15 protein-coding genes are annotated in these 20,393 nt (G+C 57.0%); 4 read left to right on the top strand and 11 right to left on the bottom strand.

Going from position 1 to position 20,393, the window contains the following annotated elements:
* Positions 1 to 27: 27 nt before the first annotated feature.
* The 9 genes from KEHDKFFH_RS15240 to glgC form a co-directional block, all read right to left on the bottom strand.
* Entirely contained in the window at positions 28 to 654 is a 627-nt protein-coding gene (locus KEHDKFFH_RS15240) for an ATP-dependent zinc protease family protein (RefSeq protein ID WP_192875797.1), read from the bottom strand.
* Entirely contained in the window at positions 651 to 1,226 is a 576-nt protein-coding gene (locus KEHDKFFH_RS15235) for an acyl carrier protein phosphodiesterase (RefSeq protein WP_104322692.1), read from the bottom strand. Before KEHDKFFH_RS15235 ends, KEHDKFFH_RS15240 begins: the two co-directional genes overlap by 4 nt.
* A gap of 23 nt (positions 1,227 to 1,249) precedes the next feature.
* Entirely contained in the window at positions 1,250 to 1,792 is a 543-nt protein-coding gene (locus KEHDKFFH_RS15230) for a porin family protein (RefSeq protein WP_104322691.1), read from the bottom strand.
* A 176-nt stretch (positions 1,793 to 1,968) separates the two neighbouring features.
* Complete coding sequence (gene glgP, locus KEHDKFFH_RS15225) at positions 1,969 to 4,503, bottom strand: alpha-glucan family phosphorylase (protein WP_104322690.1); 2,535 nt, start codon at positions 4,501 to 4,503, stop codon at positions 1,969 to 1,971.
* 30 nt (positions 4,504 to 4,533) lie between these two features.
* Complete coding sequence (locus KEHDKFFH_RS15220) at positions 4,534 to 5,304, bottom strand: SDR family NAD(P)-dependent oxidoreductase (RefSeq protein ID WP_104322689.1); 771 nt, start codon at positions 5,302 to 5,304, stop codon at positions 4,534 to 4,536.
* A gap of 20 nt (positions 5,305 to 5,324) precedes the next feature.
* Entirely contained in the window at positions 5,325 to 5,687 is a 363-nt protein-coding gene (locus KEHDKFFH_RS15215; protein WP_104322719.1) for a PilZ domain-containing protein, read from the bottom strand.
* Positions 5,688 to 5,787: 100 nt separating this feature from the next.
* Positions 5,788 to 7,281, bottom strand: a complete 1,494-nt coding sequence (malQ, locus tag KEHDKFFH_RS15210; RefSeq protein ID WP_104322688.1) for a 4-alpha-glucanotransferase — start codon at positions 7,279 to 7,281, stop codon at positions 5,788 to 5,790.
* Positions 7,278 to 9,005, bottom strand: coding sequence for a glycoside hydrolase family 57 protein (locus tag KEHDKFFH_RS15205; RefSeq protein WP_104322687.1), 1,728 nt, complete (start codon positions 9,003 to 9,005; stop codon positions 7,278 to 7,280). Before KEHDKFFH_RS15205 ends, malQ begins: the two co-directional genes overlap by 4 nt.
* Entirely contained in the window at positions 8,995 to 10,260 is a 1,266-nt protein-coding gene (glgC, locus tag KEHDKFFH_RS15200; protein WP_104322686.1) for a glucose-1-phosphate adenylyltransferase, read from the bottom strand. Before glgC ends, KEHDKFFH_RS15205 begins: the two co-directional genes overlap by 11 nt.
* Before the next feature lie 203 nt (positions 10,261 to 10,463).
* Between glgC and glgB the strand changes: the two genes are divergently transcribed.
* Genes glgB through glgP (KEHDKFFH_RS15185) form a run of 3 tightly spaced genes read left to right on the top strand, consistent with a single transcriptional unit; the run spans position 10,464 to position 16,398 of the window.
* Complete coding sequence (glgB, locus tag KEHDKFFH_RS15195) at positions 10,464 to 12,350, top strand: 1,4-alpha-glucan branching protein GlgB (protein ID WP_104322685.1); 1,887 nt, start codon at positions 10,464 to 10,466, stop codon at positions 12,348 to 12,350.
* Positions 12,347 to 13,810 (top strand): glycogen synthase GlgA, encoded by a 1,464-nt coding sequence (gene glgA, locus KEHDKFFH_RS15190; RefSeq protein ID WP_104322684.1) that lies wholly within the window; start codon positions 12,347 to 12,349, stop codon positions 13,808 to 13,810. The genes glgB and glgA overlap by 4 nt, the downstream gene beginning before the upstream one ends.
* 32 nt (positions 13,811 to 13,842) lie before the next feature.
* Complete coding sequence (glgP, locus tag KEHDKFFH_RS15185) at positions 13,843 to 16,398, top strand: alpha-glucan family phosphorylase (protein ID WP_192875796.1); 2,556 nt, start codon at positions 13,843 to 13,845, stop codon at positions 16,396 to 16,398.
* Positions 16,399 to 16,417: 19 nt separating this feature from the next.
* Here the strand turns inward: glgP (KEHDKFFH_RS15185) and KEHDKFFH_RS15180 are convergent, their stop codons facing one another.
* Both KEHDKFFH_RS15180 and KEHDKFFH_RS15175 read right to left on the bottom strand, forming a co-directional pair.
* Complete coding sequence (locus KEHDKFFH_RS15180; RefSeq protein ID WP_104322682.1) at positions 16,418 to 17,077, bottom strand: alpha/beta hydrolase; 660 nt, start codon at positions 17,075 to 17,077, stop codon at positions 16,418 to 16,420.
* Positions 17,078 to 17,110: 33 nt separating this feature from the next.
* Complete coding sequence (locus KEHDKFFH_RS15175) at positions 17,111 to 18,307, bottom strand: lysophospholipid acyltransferase family protein (protein ID WP_104322681.1); 1,197 nt, start codon at positions 18,305 to 18,307, stop codon at positions 17,111 to 17,113.
* A 217-nt stretch (positions 18,308 to 18,524) separates the two neighbouring features.
* Between KEHDKFFH_RS15175 and recQ the strand changes: the two genes are divergently transcribed.
* On the top strand, positions 18,525 to 20,393 hold the full coding sequence (gene recQ, locus KEHDKFFH_RS15170; protein ID WP_104322680.1) for a DNA helicase RecQ: 1,869 nt from the start codon (positions 18,525 to 18,527) through the stop codon (positions 20,391 to 20,393).

Genomic DNA, 20,393 nt, shown 5'->3' with positions numbered 1-20,393 from the left:
CTTGAGTCTGGAAGCCGGCAACGGCTATCAGGAGTCCGCGTCTGTTTCCTCAACCACATTCTCGGCATGTCTCTTTGCCAACTCTTCCAGGGTCATGTATTCACATTCCTTTTCGGCCATAAACGAGTCTGCGGAATCGATGAGAATATTGTCATCGCGCATAAATCGCCGGCCCAGCAGTGCTGGATAGGAGAATTTGCTGCGGTCGGTCAGTGAAAACTGGGTGGTGTGGGGGGTTCCGGCGATACAGAAGTCCATCATGACCACATATCGCTTTTGGGATGGCGCTCCCTTTCTCTTGATCAACACTGTCCGCTCCACAGGACGTTCCAACTCAAGAATGATGTCCTCGTGGTCGAGCTCGCCTTCCGTCGGCTGGTCGCTGTGATCTCCTAGGGGTATCTGGAAACTCACCCATTCCTTACCATCTTTTTTAAAGGGTTCGATGTTTACGGCGTGTAGTGATGAGGTTTTTGCGCCAGTATCCAGCCGGGCCTTGAGGCGAAGGCTGGTGTCCTGCATGACCAACCACTCAACGTAACCAAGGGTTTCCGGTGGGCGCTGGTCCTTTTTTGCATCGGTTTCAGCTGCAACCGCCATCGATGATGTCAAAATCAAGGCTGCAGCCAACAACACCCTGTTAACAAACCTCATTCAATACCTCCTGCAAATTTTTGTAAATCCGGGAAAAAAGATAAAAAATGTTTTTCCAGCTCGCACTCGTTTGCGCGAATCTCCACGATCATGCCAGTGAACTCGTTTTTGAAGCGTATGCGCCCCGCAACACGGTCCAGCGCATAGCCGATGTTCTCAAGGTCTCTGTAGGCTCCGAACCAGTCGTGCCACACCATCCTTCGGGTAATCCGGGCCATGTTGTCCGGCATTAGATGTTCTTTTTGCTGCAACTCGTTGTAAATACCCCGAATAAACGCCTCCTGCTCAATGTCACTGAACCTGCCCCAGTGCTTGAGAAGAAAGTGGTCATAGAGAATATCGAGTGCAACGCCGGCAAATCTCCGTCTTTGACGGGAGAACACCTGCTTGCTGGCAAGTACGTTGGGGTGCTGGTCCGTAAAGCTGTCCACCGCCCTATGATGGCGAACACCCTGCTTCACGGCGTCCGGGAGTGTCGAGAGATCGACACCCCGGGTAAAGTCACCAAGGATGCTCCCCACCCTTGCTTCGGGCGAGTCCGGCGCGAGAAATACATGGGCCAGATGGTTCAAACAGTCTCCCCGGTGGCTTGGTCTCAGAAGTTGAACTGAATGCCGACACCCAGACCATCGATTTCAGCATTACTGTCTTCATAGTAACGCATGTACTCGAGGTTGCCGGACAGGTTGGGCGCAAATTCCATGTTCATGCCGATGCCATAGGACACGTCCGTTTCGTCCTCGGTCGCAGTGCCCACGAACGAAGAGGCTTCGATTTCGACCCGGGTGAAGCCGAGAATGGCGTATGGGGTGATTGGCGATTCGTTGGCCAGATTGAACGTGGCGTAGCCACCGAAGAAGTTATCCAGTGAATAGTCGACGCCGCCGATGCGCTCGTCATCCACACCAAAACCGCCCCGGGCTTCGATCCCCAGAAACGGTGTCGCCATCACGCCCACTTTGGCAGACAGGGTGCCCACATCGGCATCTGCATTGCCGCTTTCCAAACTCATGAAGGTGTAATTCAGGCCTGTGTACAATCCGCCCACCCCAGACTTGTACATGTCCTGGGCAGATGCGGTTCCGGCAGCAACCAGACTGGAAGCAAAAACAACAGCAATTGAACGTACGTGTTTCATCTTGAATTCTCCTTAACCGAATCATTCGGTGACCATCGCAAACTTGCAACAGGCTCACGAGTTTTGCCATCAGAAAGATCCGCATTTACGCGATATTTACATCGATTTAATTCGACGGTAATTCTCCGTGCCGCTGTTAATGCACTTCTGTCGCTCGGATTCTCGCGCAAAGAGGATTACTTCAGCCAGAGTATGGCGGGGTTTTCCAGGGGCAGGTTCAGCCGATCATCACACACGCGAAGCCTGGGGGTATAGTGCCCTTGTGGCCGTGAAGGCACGGTGCATTCGTAAAGATAGGTATGGGCAGAGCCACTAAGCGGGTGTTTCATTTGCGTGGCGGCTACGGTTCTTGGCCCGTAATCGGATTGTTCCGCTACCAGTTCCACAGCAATCCGCTGTTCGTCGATTCCATCCAGATAAACTTCCACCGTGCAGGTCTGGCCTTCGGCGGTTTCGCTGGTGCTGAAGCTGTTGAACCGCAATCGGGGCCAATGACGCGTTATTGTGGTGTATTCGTCCAACAGTTCCCTTGAGATTTCCGGCGTACGTTGGCTGCCTTTATCGGCCATGGGCAGGTAGAACTGCTCCACGTACTCGCGCACCATCCGATTGGCAGAATACGCCGCCGTCAGCTGGTCCATGCTGGCGCGCATCCGTCTCAGCCAGTTTCGGGGAATACCCTCGCCGTCCAGGTCGTAGAAGCCCGGAATGACCTCGTTTTCCAGCAGATCAAACAGCTCATTCACGTCTGAAAGGTCGTGGTCATGGTTGTTTGAGCCGCTCAGTTCATCAAAGGTTGCGCCGGGTCGAATGGCCCAGCCCACATCCTGATTCCAGGCCTCCGCCCACCAGCCGTCGTACTGGGACAGGTTCAGACCACCATTCACCAGCACCTTCATGCCACTGGTGCCGCAGGCTTCCCAGGGGTGTCTCGGGCAGTTCAGCCAGACATCCACACCCTGAATCAGCTGGTTGGCCACGCCCAGATCGTAGTCTTCGATGAACACGACCTTGCCTTCCACATCCGGTCGCCGGGAAAAGGCTTTCCACTGGCGGATAATGTCCTTTCCCGGAAGATCATAAGGATGAGCCTTGCCGGCAAGAACAATCTGAAGCGGCCGATCCCGGCTTGCCAGGAGTTTGAGCAGACGGTCCTGGTCTTTGAGCAGAAGGTCCGGTCGTTTGTATTCGGTAAAACGCCGGGCAAAGCCCAGAGTCAGCGTTTCATGGTCGAGTAATAGCCCGCAGGCGGCAGAGTGGTCAAAACCCGGGTTCTGCTCGCAGTGCTGGCTTGAGAGTCGTCGGCGCAGGTAACCGATCAGCCGGGTCCGCTGTAGGCGCCTCATCTCCCATAAGGCCTCATCGCTGATATCGGTCATTGGGCAGGATTTCTGGAGGGGCCTGCGCCACCGGTCCTTGCCGCAGGCCTGAGTCCAGATAGCGTCGGATTCCGGTGAATCCCAGCTGGGCGTGTGAATGCCATTGGTCACATAGTCTGCGGGGATATCCTCTGCGGGCCAGCGGGGAAAGAACGGCTGAAAAATGGTCTGGGTGACCTTCTGGTGAATACGGCTGACGCCATTAAACCGCCCGCTCATGTTCAGGGCCAGTAGAGCCATATTGAGCTTCTGGCTTTCGGGCGGATTACCTTTGTCTCCGTTTTCGCTACCCAAAGCCATGAGCTGGTCGATATCCAGTTCGCGTCCATCAAGCCATGGAGCCAGGTACAAGCGCAGCAGCGAGCGGGAAAAATGATCGAAGCCTGAGGCCACCGAGGTGTGTGTGGTGAACAGGTTGGTTGCCCGCGTTGCGGTACGGGCAACCTGAAAATCGCTACCGTATTGGTCCTGCCAACTGAAGGCGCGCTCTATCAATGCCAACGCGCAATGCCCCTCGTTGAGATGGCAAAGAACGGCCTTTCGGCCAAGCTGTTCAAGCAGGCGCCAGCCACCAATGCCGAGCACCATTTCCTGCTGCAGGCGTTTTTCCGGATCACCGGTGTAAAGCTCACTGGTGATCCCCCGGTCGCCGGGTTCATTGCGGGGGTCGTTGCTATCGAGCAGCAGTAATTCGCAACGGCCCACCTGGGCTTTCCAGGCACGCAGGCGCACGTGTCTCCCCGGGAAAGGCACAACCACCCTTACCCACTGGCCTTCGTCGTCCCTGAGCGGAGCAACGGGCAGCATCGTGGGGTCGTTGTAGGGGTAAAATTCGAGCTGTTCGCCATCGGTGCTGATGGCCTGGCGAAAATAGCCCTGCTGGTAAAGCAGGCCTACGGCTATCACGGGGACACCCAGATCGCTCGACGCCTTGACGAAATCCCCGGCGAGCACTCCAAGCCCACCGCTGTAGAGCGGCAGAGACTCGCTCAGCCCGTATTCCATGCAGAAATAGGCAATGCCCTCGCCCAGATCGCCCGGGCAGTCGGAGGAATACCAGGTGTCCGCCTGGATAAACTCACCATGGGCCGACATCTGCTCACGGTAGCGCGCCTGGAAATCAGGATCGGCAGCCAGTTCCTCAAGCCTCTCACCGGAAACGCTGTTCAGCACCAGCCAGGCGTTCCTGGTTGTGTCCCAGATTTCGGCATCCAGCGCACGCCAAAGCTCGTCAGTGCCATGGTGCCAGGTCCATCGCAGGTCCAGTGCCAACTGAAACAATCCGTTCAGTGATTCAGGCAAGGACCGCGGGGTGTAGGCTGCCAGCGTCAAATTTGAGCTCCGCTCAGGTTGGTCGGGAAATCAGCGAGCGGTATAACCGCCATCGATCACCAGTTCACTGCCAGTCACAAACTTGGATTCGTCGGAGGCCAGATAGACCGCGCCCCAGGCAATGTCATCCGGTTCGCCCATGTGACCGACAGGATGCATCGCCGCTGTCGCCTTTTTGGCTTCTTCAGGGTCTTGTCCGGTGGTTTTGAGATGAGCCTCAACCAGCGGAGTCCAGATAAATCCGGGATGAATGGAATTACAGCGAATGTTTTCGGCGGCATACAACAGGGCATCGGTTTTGGACATCAGCCGCACGGCACCCTTGGAGGCATGGTATGGCGGAATATCCGGCGCACTCACCAGGCCGTAGATTGAAGACAGGTTGATAATGCTGCCAATACCCGCTTTTTTCATGTGAGGAATCGCGTGCTTGGTACAGAAAAACACACCTTTCACGTTCACCGTCTGCACGTGATCCCACTCTTCCTCGGTCAGCTCATGGGTGGGCTTGTTGGCGCCGGCGATACCGGCGTTGTTGACCAGTACGGTCAGACTTCCGAAGGTTTTGGCAACGTCATCCAGAACCCGTTTTACCTCTTGCTCCTTACCTACATCACAGTGCCAGTAATCGGCCTTGAGCCCGCGGTCTGCGAGTTCTTTTGCGAGGGTTTTCCCTTCGGAGTCCTGAACATCCAGTATGGCGACGGAGGCGCCCTCCTCTGCCATTCGGGTTGCGGTTGCAGCTCCGATACCAACGGAGCCACCTGTGATGACAGCAACCTTACCTTTGAGTCGTTCCATGAGAGATCTCCCTGACCAATTTAGTAGGCTTGCTGTCGGCGAACTGGAAAGTAGTTAGCGGGAATATGGTGGCTTTTCAGCCAATGCATCAGTGATGAGATGGTGAAACCGTCGTTCTCAACACCTTCAAAGTCGACACCCAGTCCCTTGTCTGACTTCCGGACTACGTGGGCCTTGAGCCGACGAAACCGCTTTTCCTGGGTGTCCGGAAAACGAAACTCCAGTTCTACGGTCTGGTTTAACTGAACGTCTGTGTAGTCTGTGGCAATGAAGAGCCCACGTTTGGAGGCATCCCGAATCTGTCCGGTTGCGACCGGCATCCCCCGTTTATAGACCAACAGGCCAAGCTTTCCCTGTACGCGTTTACTGAGTCTGTGTTCCATGTTTCCCCCTCGTGACTCATCAATAACGCCAATTGTTGCTACTGCTTGTGTTTTATAGCGAAGGTTGGATAACGCCTTTTTGATGCTGGTCAAAAAATGTTCAGTCCGGCGGAAGGCGTCCATGTTCCTGTACGGCTTCAGAGATACGGTTTGACAGATCTTGCTCAGAAAAATTCCAGTTCAGTTCCCAAATCCAGTTATTTGTAATGGTGCCCGGCGTGTTGAATCGCGCCTCTGTTCCCAGCGCAAGAAAATCCTGCATGGGCACAACAGCGAGAGAACAAACAGACCGGAAAGAAGCCTCAATAATGGGCCATGGCATACCTTCACCGGTGGTTCCCAGGTAATCATTCACATAGCGCCGGGTGTGATCGTCCAGGCTCTGGTACCAGCCCAACGTGGTGTCATTGTCGTGGGTGCCGGTGTAGACAAGATCCCGGGTGTGGTGGTTGTGCAGAAGGTGTGGATTGTTGGGGCTGCCGTCGAAACCAAACTGCATCACAGTCATTCCCGGCAACCGGAACCGTTTACGAAGCTCTTCCACATCGTCGCTGATGATGCCCAGGTTTTCGGCAACCAGCGGCAAATCCGGGAACCGATTGAAGCAGGCCTGTAGAAAATGATCCGCAGGCCCGGGAACCCAATAGCCATTTCTTGGTGCCGGCGCCTCGGCGGGAATTTCCCAATAGGCCTGAAGCCCTCGAAAGTGATCAATCCGGATCAGGTCGAAAAGGTGACGCTGGCTCTCGAGCCGTTCCAACCACCACTGGTAATCATCCTCCGCCATAACCTGCCAGTTATAGAGCGGGTTCCCCCAGTGCTGTCCATCGGCTGAAAAATAATCCGGCGGGACACCGGCAACAACCGTGGGGTCACCTCGGTCGTCGAGTTTGAACAGATGTCGATTGGCCCAGACATCGGCGCTGTCGTGGGCGACGAAGATAGGAATGTCACCAAACAGCAGGACCCCCTTGCTCCGCGCATAATCGCGCAGTGCCTGCCACTGATGATTGAACAGAAACTGCTCAAACCGTATCCGGGCCAGCCGGGCCTGGTTCTGGTCAATAAACGCCTGTAGCGCCGTCGGGTCGCGATCTCTCAGCGGCTCCGGCCATTGAAGCCAGCCCGGCGACTCCTGAACCTCCCTTATGGCACAGAACAGACAGAAATCATCCAGCCAGTAATCGTTTTTTGCCCGGAATTCCTCGAAACCGGCCAGATCAAGGCCGTTCCGAGCTTCCTCCTTGCCATCAAAAAACCGCTGGGCGGCAATGCCCAGTAGCTGCTGGCGGGATTCGGCAATGGGCTGTGTCAGTTCCGTGTCTGCCAGCAGGCCGGCCTGCAGCAATTCGGACAGGTCGATGAAATCCTGGTTGCCGGCATGAGCGCTCAGGGATTGATAGGGGGAAAGATCCCGATGGGTCGGGCCAATTGGCAGAGTCTGCCACACGGTAATACCACTGGCCGCCAGGAAATCAACGAAGCGGCGTGCGCCGGCCCCCAGAACACCCAGGGAGCCCGGCAGGCAGGTTGGATGCAGCAGGACACCCGCCCGCCTGACACTGAACAGATCGTTGGCGTTGGTTAACGTCATGCCGGTTTATCCGCTTCGTGTCCCGGCCGCATGGTTCCGCCACGGGCGGGTTCTCCGCTGCCCTGGCTTAATTGCTGGAATACCGAAGGCGGTGCCGGGTACCCGATCATGTCATAGAGGTTCACCAGGTGGCGGCGGTACAGATGCTCGAAGTCGCTGACGATCTGGGCCGGGTTGTAGTCGCCGAACCACCAGAACCAGTCGGACCCTTCACAGATCGCCAGTTGTTGCATGGCGGCCTCTTTTTGTTCGGAGTTGAGGCTGCCGTTGTCCATCACCCGGTCAAAGTGGGTTTTCGCTTCACACAGCAGATCCCAGGCACGGTTCTTGTCCGGATCGCCAATCCAGGTGGAGAAGGTGCCGTAAATCCAGCTTCCGGCTACCAGGTGTGGTAGATGAGCCGGCTCAGTGACCGGGCTCGCGACCAGATCGCTGTAAGTGGTCAGTTGCAGCGTAGGGTGGTCTGCGAGCACCCGATACAATTCGTCCAGAAAGTGGAACCCGTTTTCCGGGTAGTATTCCCAGGCGTTCTCGCCATCCATAATCACGGAAATAACGTGCCGAGTTTTGCCTTTGCCCTGCCGGGCGATGTTTTCCATATGATGAACCAGGTCGCCCACGGCGTCCTTGGCGTGCCAGTCTGCGTAGGTAAATCCGATCAGGTCGGACAGGCCGTCGTCCCGGAAGAACACCGATGTGCCCGATTCGCCAAAGGTGTAGGGCCGGTGGATGCCGTAATCCGGCAATTCCGGGTCTGTTTCCCTGGCCCGGTGAAGACTGTTGTGCACCACGGAATCCCCGCTGGCTGTCCAACGGAATTGATGGACATCCAGCAAGCCCAGGGTGGCCTGGCTGAGCCCGCCCTCGGATGCCCAGCAGCCGGATGGATCAACGCCGAAGAAACGCTGGAACACCGCTTTAGCTTGCTGGAGCTGCCAGCCAACCCGCGCCTCACCCCCCGGATAGTGACTGTGGGCCGGCAAGACAATGTCTGGCATGGCCTCACGGGCGGATGCCAGGTCGATGAGCAAAGGCAGCATGGCATGGGTATAGGGGCTGACAGAGAGTTCAACCTGGCCTTTCTGGGCAAGATGACGGTACCTGGGCCCGATACCGGATAAAACGTCAAAGATCACATCCAGCAGTGCCCGCCGGTCATCCATCGAGAAGTTGTGACCTTTTTCCTGCAGGCTCTGAATGCAATGGCTTTTCCGGCGGATGGTCTCCCCCATCCAGCCGATGTGGTACCAGACCAACAGATCGGACAACAGACGGCCCGAAATGTATCTCTGAAGTTCCGGTTTCGCGCGGTAGAGCTCGGCCAGCTCTGCCAGTCGTGCGTATGCGGGATAGCGGTTAATGATGCGCTCCCGATTGGCCCGCAGGGACTTTTCCATCAGGCCCAGAAAGGCTGGTGTGCCGGTTTCCGGCAGCTCCTCGGCAACCAATGCGGACAGCAGAGGATCGCCGATCTCTCCGGCGCCATGGCGCCACCGTTCTATCTGCACCAGGTAGGTCTCGATCTGCTCAAGCAGAACAGGCGCGAAATTGACCACCGCCCTGGCGTCCGGATTCGCTTCCAGATGCGCCGCCATGTCGCTGTAGTCCTTGATGGTGTGCAGGTATACCCAGGGGAACAGGAACTGATTGGTGCGCATATCCTGATAGGACGGCTGGTGCATGTGCCAGCAAAGTACAACCGGTGTTTTTGTGTCAGAGGCCATGGGGGTAATCCTGCTCAAGCATCTCGGGCGTGATCAGCACAACTCCTTTGGGGGAAACATGAAACCGTTTCTGATCTTCTACCGCATCAAACCCGATGCGTGTGCCCTCCGGAATTCGGCAACCGCGATCAATCAGAGCATTGCGGATATGGCAATGGCGGCCAATGTCTACATCGGGGTAAATGACAGAGTCTGATACTTCACTGAAAGAGTGGACCTTAACTTGCGAGAATAGAAGAGAATGCTTCACCGATGCGCCGGAGACAATGCAGCCCCCCGCGACCATGGAATCCACTGCCATCCCCCGTCTATTGTCGTCGTCGAACACGAATTTTGCCGGTGGCAGTTGCTCCTGGTAGGTCCATATCGGCCAGTGGGAATCGTAGAGGTTCAGTTCCGGGCTGATGCCGATCAGCTCAAGGTTCGCCTGCCAGAGTGCATCAATGGTACCAACGTCCCGCCAATAGGCCGGTTTGTTCTGGACCGGATTGCGGAACGGGAAGGCAACTACCCGCAGGCGCTTTATCACGGAAGGAATAATATCCTTACCAAAATCGTGGGAAGATTCGCCGTCGAGCTGCTGGTCGCGCATCAGTTCATCAAAAAGCACCTGAGTGCTGAACACATAGATGCCCATGGAAGCCAGCGCCTTGCCGGGTTGGCCCGGCATCGGCTTGGGCTGCTCCGGCTTCTCCACGAATTCTGTAACCCGGAGTTCATCGTCCACCGACATAACGCCGAATGCGGAGGCCTCGTCCAGGGGTACCTCAATACAGCCCACAGTGATATCGGCATCGTTCTCCACGTGATGGGCCAGCATGGTGCCATAATCCATCTTGTAGACATGGTCGCCTGCCAGAATCAGCACATACTCGGGCCGGTGGCTGCGGATGATATCCAGATTTTGCAGGACGGCATCCGCTGTACCCTCATACCAGGAGGTTTCAATGCGCTGCTGTGCCGGCAACAGCTCGACGAATTCGTCCAGTTCCCCTCGGAGGAAGCCCCAGCCTCGCTGAATATGGCGTATCAGGGAGTGGGATTTGTATTGGGTGATCACGCCAACCTGGCCGATGCCAGAATTGATGCAATTGGAAAGTGGAAAATCGATGATCCGGAACTTGCCGCCAAAAGGCACCGCCGGTTTGGCACGCCATTTGGTGAGGTCATGGAGGCGGGAGCCCCGTCCCCCGGCAAGTACCAGCGCAAGAGTCTGACGAGTGAGTCGACTGACGAAACGCTTGGCCGTTTGCATAGCTGCTTCCCTGAAGAAAACCTTCCCTGTAACCGGTCTTTCAACCGCTAGGGTTTGCCACGTTTTTGACGCCTTAAACTATATTAGAACACTATCACGGAATTATGACGTAAACTTGTTTTGGGTCATTTTTTAAACAGGCCCGTTCGCGTCCAATGAAAGGACGCCAAATGCGCTCCACCTGGTCAGGAACAGCACGGTCTATGGACAGCCCATCGCTCAGCGAATTCGACCTCCACCTCTTTGCCGAAGGCCGGCATTGGCACATCTACAATGTGCTTGGGGCTCATGTCTGCAAAAACCGCGGCGTTGAGGGAGTCCGGTTTGCGGTTTGGGCACCGCACGCCAGGGCCGTCAGCGTTACTGGGGATTTCAACCATTGGAATTCCAGCTCCCACCCACTGGCTTTGCACGATGGAACCGGTGTCTGGTCCTGCTTTATTCCCGGCATTGGCACCGGTGCCCTCTACAAATTTGCTATTACCACGGAGAAAGGCCATCAGCTTCTGAAAACCGATCCCTACGGGCAGGCCTTCGAATTGAGGCCGTCTACCGCCGCAGTGGTGACCGAACGCGGCCACTTTGGCTGGAGTGACGGTGACTGGATTGCCCGTCGGGGACGATGGAACTGGCAGGATTCTCCCATCTCTATCTATGAGGTTCACGCAGCCTCCTGGCGCCATCACGGGTCCGGCCGGTGGCTGACCTATCGAGAGCTGGCGGACCAGCTGATTCCCTATGTACTGGAGCTGGGTTTTACCCACATTGAGCTTCTGCCGGTAACTGAACACCCGCTGGACGAGTCCTGGGGTTACCAGACCACTGGCTACTACGCGCCGACCAGTCGTTTTGGAAGCCCGGACGATCTTCGCTATCTGGTAGACCAGTGCCACCGACACAACATCGGCGTGATCCTTGACTGGGTTCCGGGCCACTTCCCCACCGATGAACACGCCCTCGCCCGATTTGATGGCAGCGCGCTCTATGAGCATGAAGACCCTCGCAAGGGCCGTCATCAGGACTGGGGCACCCTGATCTACAATTATGGCCGGCATGAGGTGCGGAACTTCCTGATCGGCAGTGCACTCTTCTGGCTGGATGCCTTTCATATCGACGGTCTACGCGTGGATGCGGTGGCCTCCATGCTTTACCTCAACTATTCGCGCAAGGAAGGCGAGTGGTTACCCAACGAACATGGCGGCCATGAAAACCTCGAAGCCATCGAGTTTCTCCGAGAGTTGAACCGCGTGTGCCAGAGTCGATTCCCCGGAACGCTGGTGTGTGCGGAAGAATCCACATCCTGGCCACGGGTGACTCGGCCGCCGGAAATTGGCGGCCTGGGGTTCAACCTGAAGTGGAATATGGGGTGGATGCACGACACCCTGGATTATCTGGCGCAGGATCCGGTTTACCGCCAGTACCATCATGACAAGCTGACTTTCGGGCTGCTGTATGCGTTCTCTGAGAATTTTCTGCTGCCGCTGTCTCACGATGAGGTAGTTCATGGCAAAGGCAGCCTGATCAACAAAATGACCGGCGACGAATGGCAGCAGCGAGCCACATTAAGGGTGCTATTTACCTATATGTTCAGCTATCCGGGCGCCAAACTGCTGTTTATGGGCGGTGAATTCGGTCAGCGCCGGGAATGGAGCGAATCCCGGGAGCTGGACTGGTCACTGTTGGCGTATCCCGAGCACCAGGGCATCAAAAAACTGGTTCAGGACCTGAACGGCATCTACCGGCGGGAAGTCTCGCTGCACGGTGCCTGCTTCACCCCGGATGGGTTCGACTGGATCGATTGCCATGATTCACCCCAGTCTGTGATCAGCTTCCAGCGTACGGCGAAAGGCGAAACCTCTGTGATTGTGGTGAATTTTACCCCCATGCCCAGACACCACTACCGAATCGGGCTGCCCCAGGGTGGCAACTGGCGGGAAATATTCAATTCCGATTCCGAGTACTACGGTGGCAGTAACCTCGGTAACCCCTATCCCATGCCAGCGGATCAGCAGCCCTGGATGAACCGGGACTGGTCAGTGGAACTTACCCTGCCACCCCTGGGAGCGATCATCCTGAGGCCAGCGTTATGATCCGGGTTCTTTTTGCCACCAGTGAGGTCTATCCACTGGTGAAGACTGGCGGTCTTGCCGACGTCTCTGCCAGCTTGCCGGAAGCGCTCTGCCGCCTGGAATACGATGTTCAGATTCTCTTACCCGGTTACCCGGACGCTGTTAAGGCTGCCAGAAAGGCCGGTTCCCGCAGAAAGGCCCGATTCCAGCTTGGCCAATATAACGTGAGTCTTTGGCAGACCCGACTTCCAGGCACCGCCGTTACACTCTGGCTGGTGGATTGCCCACCCCTGTTTGATCGTCCGGGCAACCCCTACAAAAACGAGGAAGGGAAAGACTGGTGGGACAACGCTCACCGGTTTGAGTTGTTTGGCAAAGTGGGTGCCATGATTGCCATGGGCGAAGCGGGTTTGAACTGGAGGCCAGATCTGGTGCACTGCAATGACTGGCAAACGGGGCTTATACCGGTGTTCCTCGAAGCCTACCAGGACCGGCCCGGCACCGTGTTTACCATTCACAACCTCGCCTATCAGGGGCTGTTCTCCCACGAGACGTTCCGTGCCCTGGGTCTGCCTGACTCACTCTGGAGTCTTGAGCGGCTTGAATTCTACGGCCAGCTTTCGTTCATTAAAGGCGGACTGGTGTTCAGTGACCGGATCACCACCGTGAGTCCTACCTATGCTCGCGAGATACAGAGTCCGGAATTCGGCAACGGTCTTGATGGCCTGCTTCGGCACAGGCAACACGCATTGACCGGCATTCTCAACGGCATCGATACCCGGGTCTGGAACCCGGAGGAAGATCCGGAACTGGCCTTTCACTACGGCCGGGATCACCTCAAGAACAAGGCCCAGTGCCAGGCCAATCTCCAGCAAGAGCTTGGCCTGGAGGTAAACGGCGGCCCGTTACTGGGTTTTATTGGTCGACTGGTGGAACAGAAAGGGGTGGACTGGCTGGTGTCCGTGATGCCGGCTTTGCTCGACCAGGGCTGCCAGTTTGTCATTCTCGGTTCCGGAGAGGCCCGTTACGAGGACCCCCTGAAACAACTGGCACGACAATGGCCGGGGCAGATGTCCCTCACCCTGGGCTATAACGAGGGGCTGTCCCATCGCATCACGGCCGGCTGCGACCTGTTCCTGATGCCTTCGAGATTCGAACCCTGCGGGCTCAACCAGATGTACAGCCTCCGGTACGGCACCATTCCGGTGGTGCACGGTGTTGGCGGACTGGCCGATACAGTTCAGGACCCTCAGGACGTTGGAGTCGACAAGGCCAACGGGTTCATTTTTACCGGCGCCAGCGCCGATTCACTGATCGCTACCGTAAACCGGGCGCTGGAGGTTTTCGAAAAGCGCAAGCAGTGGCGACGGTTGCAGGAAAACGGTATGGCAATCGACTATTCCTGGAAACAGCGGGCTCGCACCTATGGCGAGCTGTATCAGCGCATTCTCAAAGAACGTGACCAACAACAGCTGGATTAGTGCGAGCGTTTGCCCGCCTGGAGGCAACCAACATGCATAAAGCAACGGAATTCCGACTTGAAGCCCATCCCCTGATTCCAGAACCATTGGAACGGCTGGAAGAGCTTGCCAACGACCTGTTCTATAGCTGGGACCACGGCGTGCGCAGCCTCTTCGCCCGGATCGATCTCCGGCTCTGGCAAAAGGTGGAGCACAACCCCAAGCTTTTCCTGCGCCGGGTTGCCCAGGACCGGCTCAATGAAGCCTCCGAAGACCGGGCGTTCCTGGCCGAGTATCGCCGGGTGCTGAGCAGCTACGATGCCTATCTTGAGGCCGGCCCCGGCCCTGAAGTGACGGAGAAGCTGGACCCGGAGCAGGCCCTGGTGGCCTACTTCTGCGCCGAGTTCGGTTTCCACGAGAGTTTTCCAATCTATTCCGGTGGTCTCGGCATCCTGGCCGGGGATCACTGCAAGGCCGCCAGTGATCTAGCTCTGCCCTTTGTGGCCGTCGGGCTTCTGTATCGGCAGGGCTACTTTATCCAGAGTATCGATGCCCACGGTCAACAAATTGCGCGCTATCAGTCCCATTCCAGTGATGAACTCCCCATCACGCCGGTGGAAATCGACGGCAATGTGCTAAAGGTCTCCGTTCCCTTCCCTGACCGCGACGTGGTGGCACGGGTCTGGGAGGCACGGGTTGGTCATATCCGTCTGTATCTGCTGGATAGCAATACCGAGGAAAACGGCCCCGAGGATCAGGATCTTACGCTCCAACTGTATGGTGGCGACGAATCAACCCGTATCGGCCAGGAAATGCTGCTTGGCATCGGCGGAACGCGGGTCCTGGAAGCATTGGGCCTGAAGCCGACCGTCTGGCACATCAACGAAGGCCATGCCGCGTTCCAGATCCTCGAACGCTGCCGAAATACCATGATGAACTCGGAGCTTGGCTTTGAATCAGCGTTGGAAGCTGTTGCCGGCGCTACCCTGTTTACCACCCATACACCGGTACCGGCCGGGCACGACATCTTCCCGAGAGCTCTGGTTCATCACGCTCTTGGTAGATATCTGGAAGAAGCCGGGCTGGATTTCCAGAAGGTGTTCGCGTTGGGTGCAAAAGATGGTGGCGACAGCTTCAACATGACCAGCCTTGGGCTGCGTGGCTCTCGGTACCATAACGGTGTCAGCCGTATTCATGGAGGCGTCGCTTCGATGATGGAAGGCGATATCTGGCCCCAGGTGCCGCCGGCAGAAAACCCCATCGGCTACATCACCAATGGCGTGCACGTGCCCACCTTTCTTGCGCCGGAATGGTCCAGTCTGTTTGATATACAGGCGCCCACCTGGAAGAGCGAGCTGAGAAATCCGGATTTCTGGGAATTTATCGACCAGATTCCGGACTATCACTACTGGAGCGTACACAAGGCGCTAAAACAGCAAATGGGCGAATACATTGTCCGTCGCCTGAAACGCCAGCATAAACGCAATGGCACCGGCCACTCCGTGACAGACCGGATGACTCGTCAGCTGATCTCCTCCGAAAAAGACACCCTGGTCATCGGTTTTGCCAGACGGTTCGCCACGTACAAGCGCGCGACCCTGATTTTTGCCGATCTGGAGCGGTTGGAGCGGATTCTTACCAATCAGGACCGGCCGGTAGTGCTGGTTTTCGCCGGTAAGGCCCACCCGAAAGACAAGCCCGGTCAGCAGTTGATCAAGGTTATCCATGACCTGTCGATGCACCCCTCATTGATGGGACACCTGATTCTGCTGGAGGATTATGACCAGGCCATGGCCCGGCGCCTGCTCAGTGGTGTGGATGTGTGGCTGAACACGCCGGAATATCCGAAGGAAGCCAGCGGCACCTCTGGTGAAAAAGCCGCCCTGAACGGAGCCCTTAATCTCAGCGTACTCGATGGCTGGTGGGGAGAAGGCTACAACGGCAAGAACGGTTGGGGCATTCCGCCCAGGGATACCGAGCTGGATCCAGAGTTCCGGAACGAAGAGGAAGCCCGGGACCTGATCGACCTGATCGAATTCGAAGTTGTGCCCCTGTATTACGATCGCGCGTCCCAGGGGTTTTCCAAGGGCTGGGTGAAGCGCTCCAAGGCCTCCATGAAATCCATAACGCCCCGGTTCAACGCCCAGCGCATGGTGATGGACTACGTGAACAATTATTACCAGCCGGCGTCGCAACAGGGTGCGCTACTGATGGCCGAGGGCGGCCAGGTCGCTGTCGCGCTGGCAGACTGGAAAGCGAGGGTTCGGCAGGCCTGGCCTGGTGTGGAGTTGCGAGTGGTTGGCTGCGTGAAGTCCTCGTGTCCCCACAACGGTGCCGTGGAGCTTCGGGTAGAGGCAGCGCTCAATGGCCTGTCAGCGGCTGATGTTCGCGTGGAATGCCTGGTCAGCCCTGAATGCACCGGAACCCACGGCAGCCCCGGGCCTGACAGTTTCTTTCTGGAGAGGGAAAGTGAAGCGGAGGGCCGAACCGTGTTCGCCACCCGTGTGCAGCCACCCTATCCTGGCTTGCAGACCCTCAGGTTGCGGATGTATCCGTACCATGAATCGCTGACCCATCCGCTGGAAATGGGCGCCATGCTCTGGGTTTGAGCCCGGGCATGGCGGTTTTTCAAAGCAGGTGTCGGCGGATGAACCGGCCAATGTCCTGTATTTCCTCAAGGCACACACTGTGTTCCATGGGGAAGGTCTGGTACGAGGGGTCGTAGCCCATTTCCTTCAGGGTTTCGACACTGCGCACACCCAGTGATTCCGGCACCATCGGATCGAACGTTCCGTGATAGACACTGATTGGCACATCGGCGTTGGCTTCCGAACGCTGAACCGTGTCGGCGGTGGCGAAGTAGGTTGAAAGTGCAAGAATGCCGCCAAACCGTTCCGGATAGCTGAGCCCCAATTCGTAGGCAACTGCCCCGCCCTGGGAAAAACCGGCAATGATGATCCGGTCTGCCGGAACGCCCTTCTCTTTTTCACGCTCTACGAGCTTTGCTACGGCATCGGCGGATGCCCGCAACTGTTCGGTATCCACCACCCGGTCAATGTCCATGGCCTTGATGTCGTACCAGGCTGGCATGGACATCCCACCATTGATGGTGACTGGCAGGTTGGGCGCATGGGGAAAGATGAACCGCACCGCAGCGTCTTCCGGCAGGCCCAGTTCCGGCACCACCGGCTCGAAGTCGTGGCCACTGGCACCAAGGCCATGGAGCCAGATGACGGCTGCGGTCGGGTTGTCTCCGGTTTCAATTTCAATGTACTGAAGATCCTGCACGGTTTACCTCTCGTCTGAAAATTGTGTGCCGGCTTATTCGGAGTTGCCGGATTTCTCGGCATTGGCCTCAAGCGCGGTGACTACCGGATTGGCATACATGTCCAGCAGATAAGGCCGGATGGCCGGATCGCAGGCTTCCAGGCGCCTCTCCATCTCAGCCTCGGCAGCCTCCATCTCCGCCGGTGACCAGGTTTCGGCAGTGACCACCGAATCGCTGACGGTATCCGGTGTGTCGTGAGACTGGGGATGAAGGCCTCGTTGCTGGTAAGCCACCAGGTTTGACGCATGCAGGTGATAGTTCGCATGCATCTCCCGGTCGATACGGCCTGCCAGATCTTTCGGGTTATCCGGTGAGTCATGAATAGGGGCACCAAAATGCACATGTACGTGACCTTTAAAGCCGGTCAATCCCTTCATGATCTGCTCGGTGTCTTCGCCCTCACGCTTGATGTATTGGCCGGTTCTGGCCCGGGTTTCCAGTTCCTGGGCCTTGTCGGCATCACAGGGATCGTATTCATAAGCTATTGAAACCGGCACAACGTGAAGCCGGTTCATGGCTTCTGCGAAACTGAGCCCGCTCTTTTTGCGGCTCATGTAAAACATCTTGATGATGGCCGGATCGGTGAAATCAAGACCGTCCTTCGCCCGGCCTTCCCGTTGGGCAATCCAGATGCTGTGATTGGTATCAATGCTGTGGTTGATGAAGCCGGAAAGCGTGATGTAGGCATCGCGCATTTCCCGCGGGCTGGTCATGCTCCGGCGCACCACAAAGCTCTTGTTAAGCCGCATCATTTCGGCAAACACCCGGTTCGCCAGCAGATTGTCGCCTATGGCAATTCGGGTGGTATGAAAACCGTTCTGGAACAGCAGGTAGTTCACCACCATGGGATCAAAAACGATGTCCCGATGATTTGAGATGAACAGGTAAGCGCCGTGCTTGTCGAGGTTTTCAAGCCCGCTGGACGTCACTCTTGTGGTGGTGCTATCAACCAGTTCACCCACGTAGCCGGAAAGCCCGGCCTGCAGATCATCAACACGGGTGTAGTGGCCAAAATGGCTGCTGAGCCAGCGGCGGGTAAACACACGCAACATGGCCGGCGCCCAGCGTGCCAGGGTCGGAGACTTGAAGCGACCAACCATATCCAGAAATTCCTGATCATTGACCAGGCGGTGAATAGCAGCGCCGGTTTCTTCGTCCGAGTATGGACGGATGGCATCAAATTCCTGCATGGAAGCCCTGTTATTATCAGTGTCTGTCACAGTATGGCGTGAATCGGTGGTTCAAAAACGCGGTATTGTAGCGTTTCTTCCACTACTTTGCCTCCATCCGGCACATGGGTTTGCTGGCCAATCCTCAGGGTTAATCTGGTATCATTGGCCACCGCGCCGAACCCGGCATTTCACCCGTCTCAATACAGCGGCTCCAGGCCGATGAACCGGTTACTCTATGTATCTTGATCAGGACTTCGAACAGCTTTCCACCGAGCGCCCCACCACCTCGGGACGGGATCCGGAACAGGTGCTGCACGAAGTCTTCGGATACGAATCGTTCCGGCCGCTGCAGGGTGACATCATCCGGGAAGTATCGGAAGGGCGCGACGCCCTGGTGCTGATGCCTACGGGCGGGGGTAAATCCCTCTGTTATCAGGTGCCGGCACTGGTGCGCTCAGGCACGGCGATTGTGATTTCGCCTCTGATCGCCCTGATGCAGGATCAGGTTGCGGCACTGAAAGAGCTCGGTGTGCGGGCTGCCTTCCTCAACTCCACCATGGATTTCGAGCAGGCCCGGGCCACCGAGTATGCACTGATGACCGGTGAGCTGGACCTGCTGTACTGCGCGCCGGAAAGGCTGATACAGCCACGCACCATCGAACTGCTCCATGACGCTTCCATCTCGTTGTTCGCCATCGACGAGGCCCATTGTGTGTCCCAGTGGGGCCACGACTTCCGATCCGATTATCTTCAGCTCAGCATGCTGGCCGAGCAATTTCCCGGCATTCCGCGCATTGCACTGACGGCAACGGCCGACGAGCGCACCCGAAAGGAGATTGCGGAAAGGCTGTCACTGACCGAGGCAAGACACTTTGTCAGTGGTTTTGATCGCCCGAACATTCAATATCGAATCGCGCCAAAAATAAACGCGAACAAACAGTTACTCGATTTTATTAAAGCTGAACATGAAGGCGATTGCGGCATTGTCTATTGCCTTTCCCGCAACAAGGTGGACGCTACCGCGAAAACCCTCGCCCAGAAAGGCTATACCGCTCTGCCCTACCACGCGGGCCTGTCCTCGGAGCAACGCGCCCATCACCAGGAGCGCTTCCTGCGTGAAGACGGGGTCATTATTGTCGCCACCATCGCCTTCGGCATGGGTATCGATAAACCCGACGTGCGCTTTGTGGCTCATCTGGATCTGCCGAAAAGCCTTGAAGCCTACTACCAGGAAACCGGCCGGGCCGGACGGGATGGCAAGCCCTCGACGGCCTGGATGGTCTATGGCCTGCAGGATGTGATCAAACTGCGGCAAATGCTGGAGAGCTCCCAGGGCAACGACCACTTCAAACGGGTGGAACGCCAGAAGCTCGACGCCATGCTGGGCCTTTGCGAGGTCACCAGTTGCCGTCGTCAGGTGTTGCTGCGTTATTTCGGGGACGAGCTTGAGCAACCCTGCGGCAACTGCGATACCTGTCTGAACCCTCCGGAAACCTGGGATGGAACCGTGGCCGTGCAGAAAGCGCTGTCCTGTGTTTTCCGTACGGGCCAGCGCTTTGGCGTTACCTACCTGATTGATGTGCTCAGGGGCTCGGAAAACGAACGGATTCTGCAATCCGGCCATCATCAGGTTTCCACCTACGGCATTGGCACAGAACTCAGCGCCAACGAATGGAAATCTGTCTTCCGCCAACTGGTGGCCAACGGCTACCTCCGGGCAGACCCGGAGGGTTACGGGGCACTCCAGTTAACAGAGCAATGCCGCCCCCTGTTAAAAGGTCGGCAGGCCATCGAGCTGCGTAAGGATCCGGTGGTCAAGAAAACAGCTGGCCGGTCCTCCGGTGGCCGGGCCAACAGTCCGGTGAAAGACCAGATTACCGACCAGGCAGGCTGGGAAGCCCTGAGGGCCTGTCGCAAGGAATTGGCCGACAAACAGGGCGTGCCGCCTTACGTCATTTTCCATGACACAACCCTGTTTGGAATGCTTGAACGCAAGCCCCGCACGCTGGAGGAGTTGGCAGAAGTCAGCGGCGTAGGTGCTGCCAAGCTCGAGAAATACGGCGAGATTTTCCTCGAGACTATTGCCCGGCTTGATCAGGCCTGA

Origin of the sequence: Marinobacter maroccanus (assembly GCF_002933275.1) — a bacterium.
Taxonomy (GTDB): Bacteria; Pseudomonadota; Gammaproteobacteria; order Pseudomonadales; family Oleiphilaceae; genus Marinobacter; species Marinobacter maroccanus.
Note: the sequence above shows the minus strand (reverse complement) of the source record. Positions and strands in the feature narration are given on the sequence as shown.

Bases quoted from the DNA above. Each gene is read 5' to 3' on its own strand.
- KEHDKFFH_RS15240 (WP_192875797.1), bottom strand. From the start codon at position 654: ATGAGGTTTGTTAACAGGGTGTTGTTGGCTGCAGCCTTGATTTTGACA.
- KEHDKFFH_RS15230 (WP_104322691.1), bottom strand. From the start codon at position 1,792: ATGAAACACGTACGTTCAATTGCTGTTGTTTTTGCTTCCAGTCTGGTT.
- KEHDKFFH_RS15220 (WP_104322689.1), bottom strand. From the start codon at position 5,304: ATGGAACGACTCAAAGGTAAGGTTGCTGTCATCACAGGTGGCTCCGTT.
- KEHDKFFH_RS15215 (WP_104322719.1), bottom strand. From the start codon at position 5,687: ATGGAACACAGACTCAGTAAACGCGTACAGGGAAAGCTTGGCCTGTTG.
- malQ (WP_104322688.1), bottom strand. From the start codon at position 7,281: ATGACGTTAACCAACGCCAACGATCTGTTCAGTGTCAGGCGGGCGGGT.
- KEHDKFFH_RS15205 (WP_104322687.1), bottom strand. From the start codon at position 9,005: ATGGCCTCTGACACAAAAACACCGGTTGTACTTTGCTGGCACATGCAC.
- glgC (WP_104322686.1), bottom strand. From the start codon at position 10,260: ATGCAAACGGCCAAGCGTTTCGTCAGTCGACTCACTCGTCAGACTCTT.
- glgB (WP_104322685.1), top strand. From the start codon at position 10,464: ATGGACAGCCCATCGCTCAGCGAATTCGACCTCCACCTCTTTGCCGAA.
- glgA (WP_104322684.1), top strand. From the start codon at position 12,347: ATGATCCGGGTTCTTTTTGCCACCAGTGAGGTCTATCCACTGGTGAAG.
- glgP (WP_192875796.1), top strand. From the start codon at position 13,843: ATGCATAAAGCAACGGAATTCCGACTTGAAGCCCATCCCCTGATTCCA.
- KEHDKFFH_RS15175 (WP_104322681.1), bottom strand. From the start codon at position 18,307: ATGCAGGAATTTGATGCCATCCGTCCATACTCGGACGAAGAAACCGGC.
- recQ (WP_104322680.1), top strand. From the start codon at position 18,525: ATGTATCTTGATCAGGACTTCGAACAGCTTTCCACCGAGCGCCCCACC.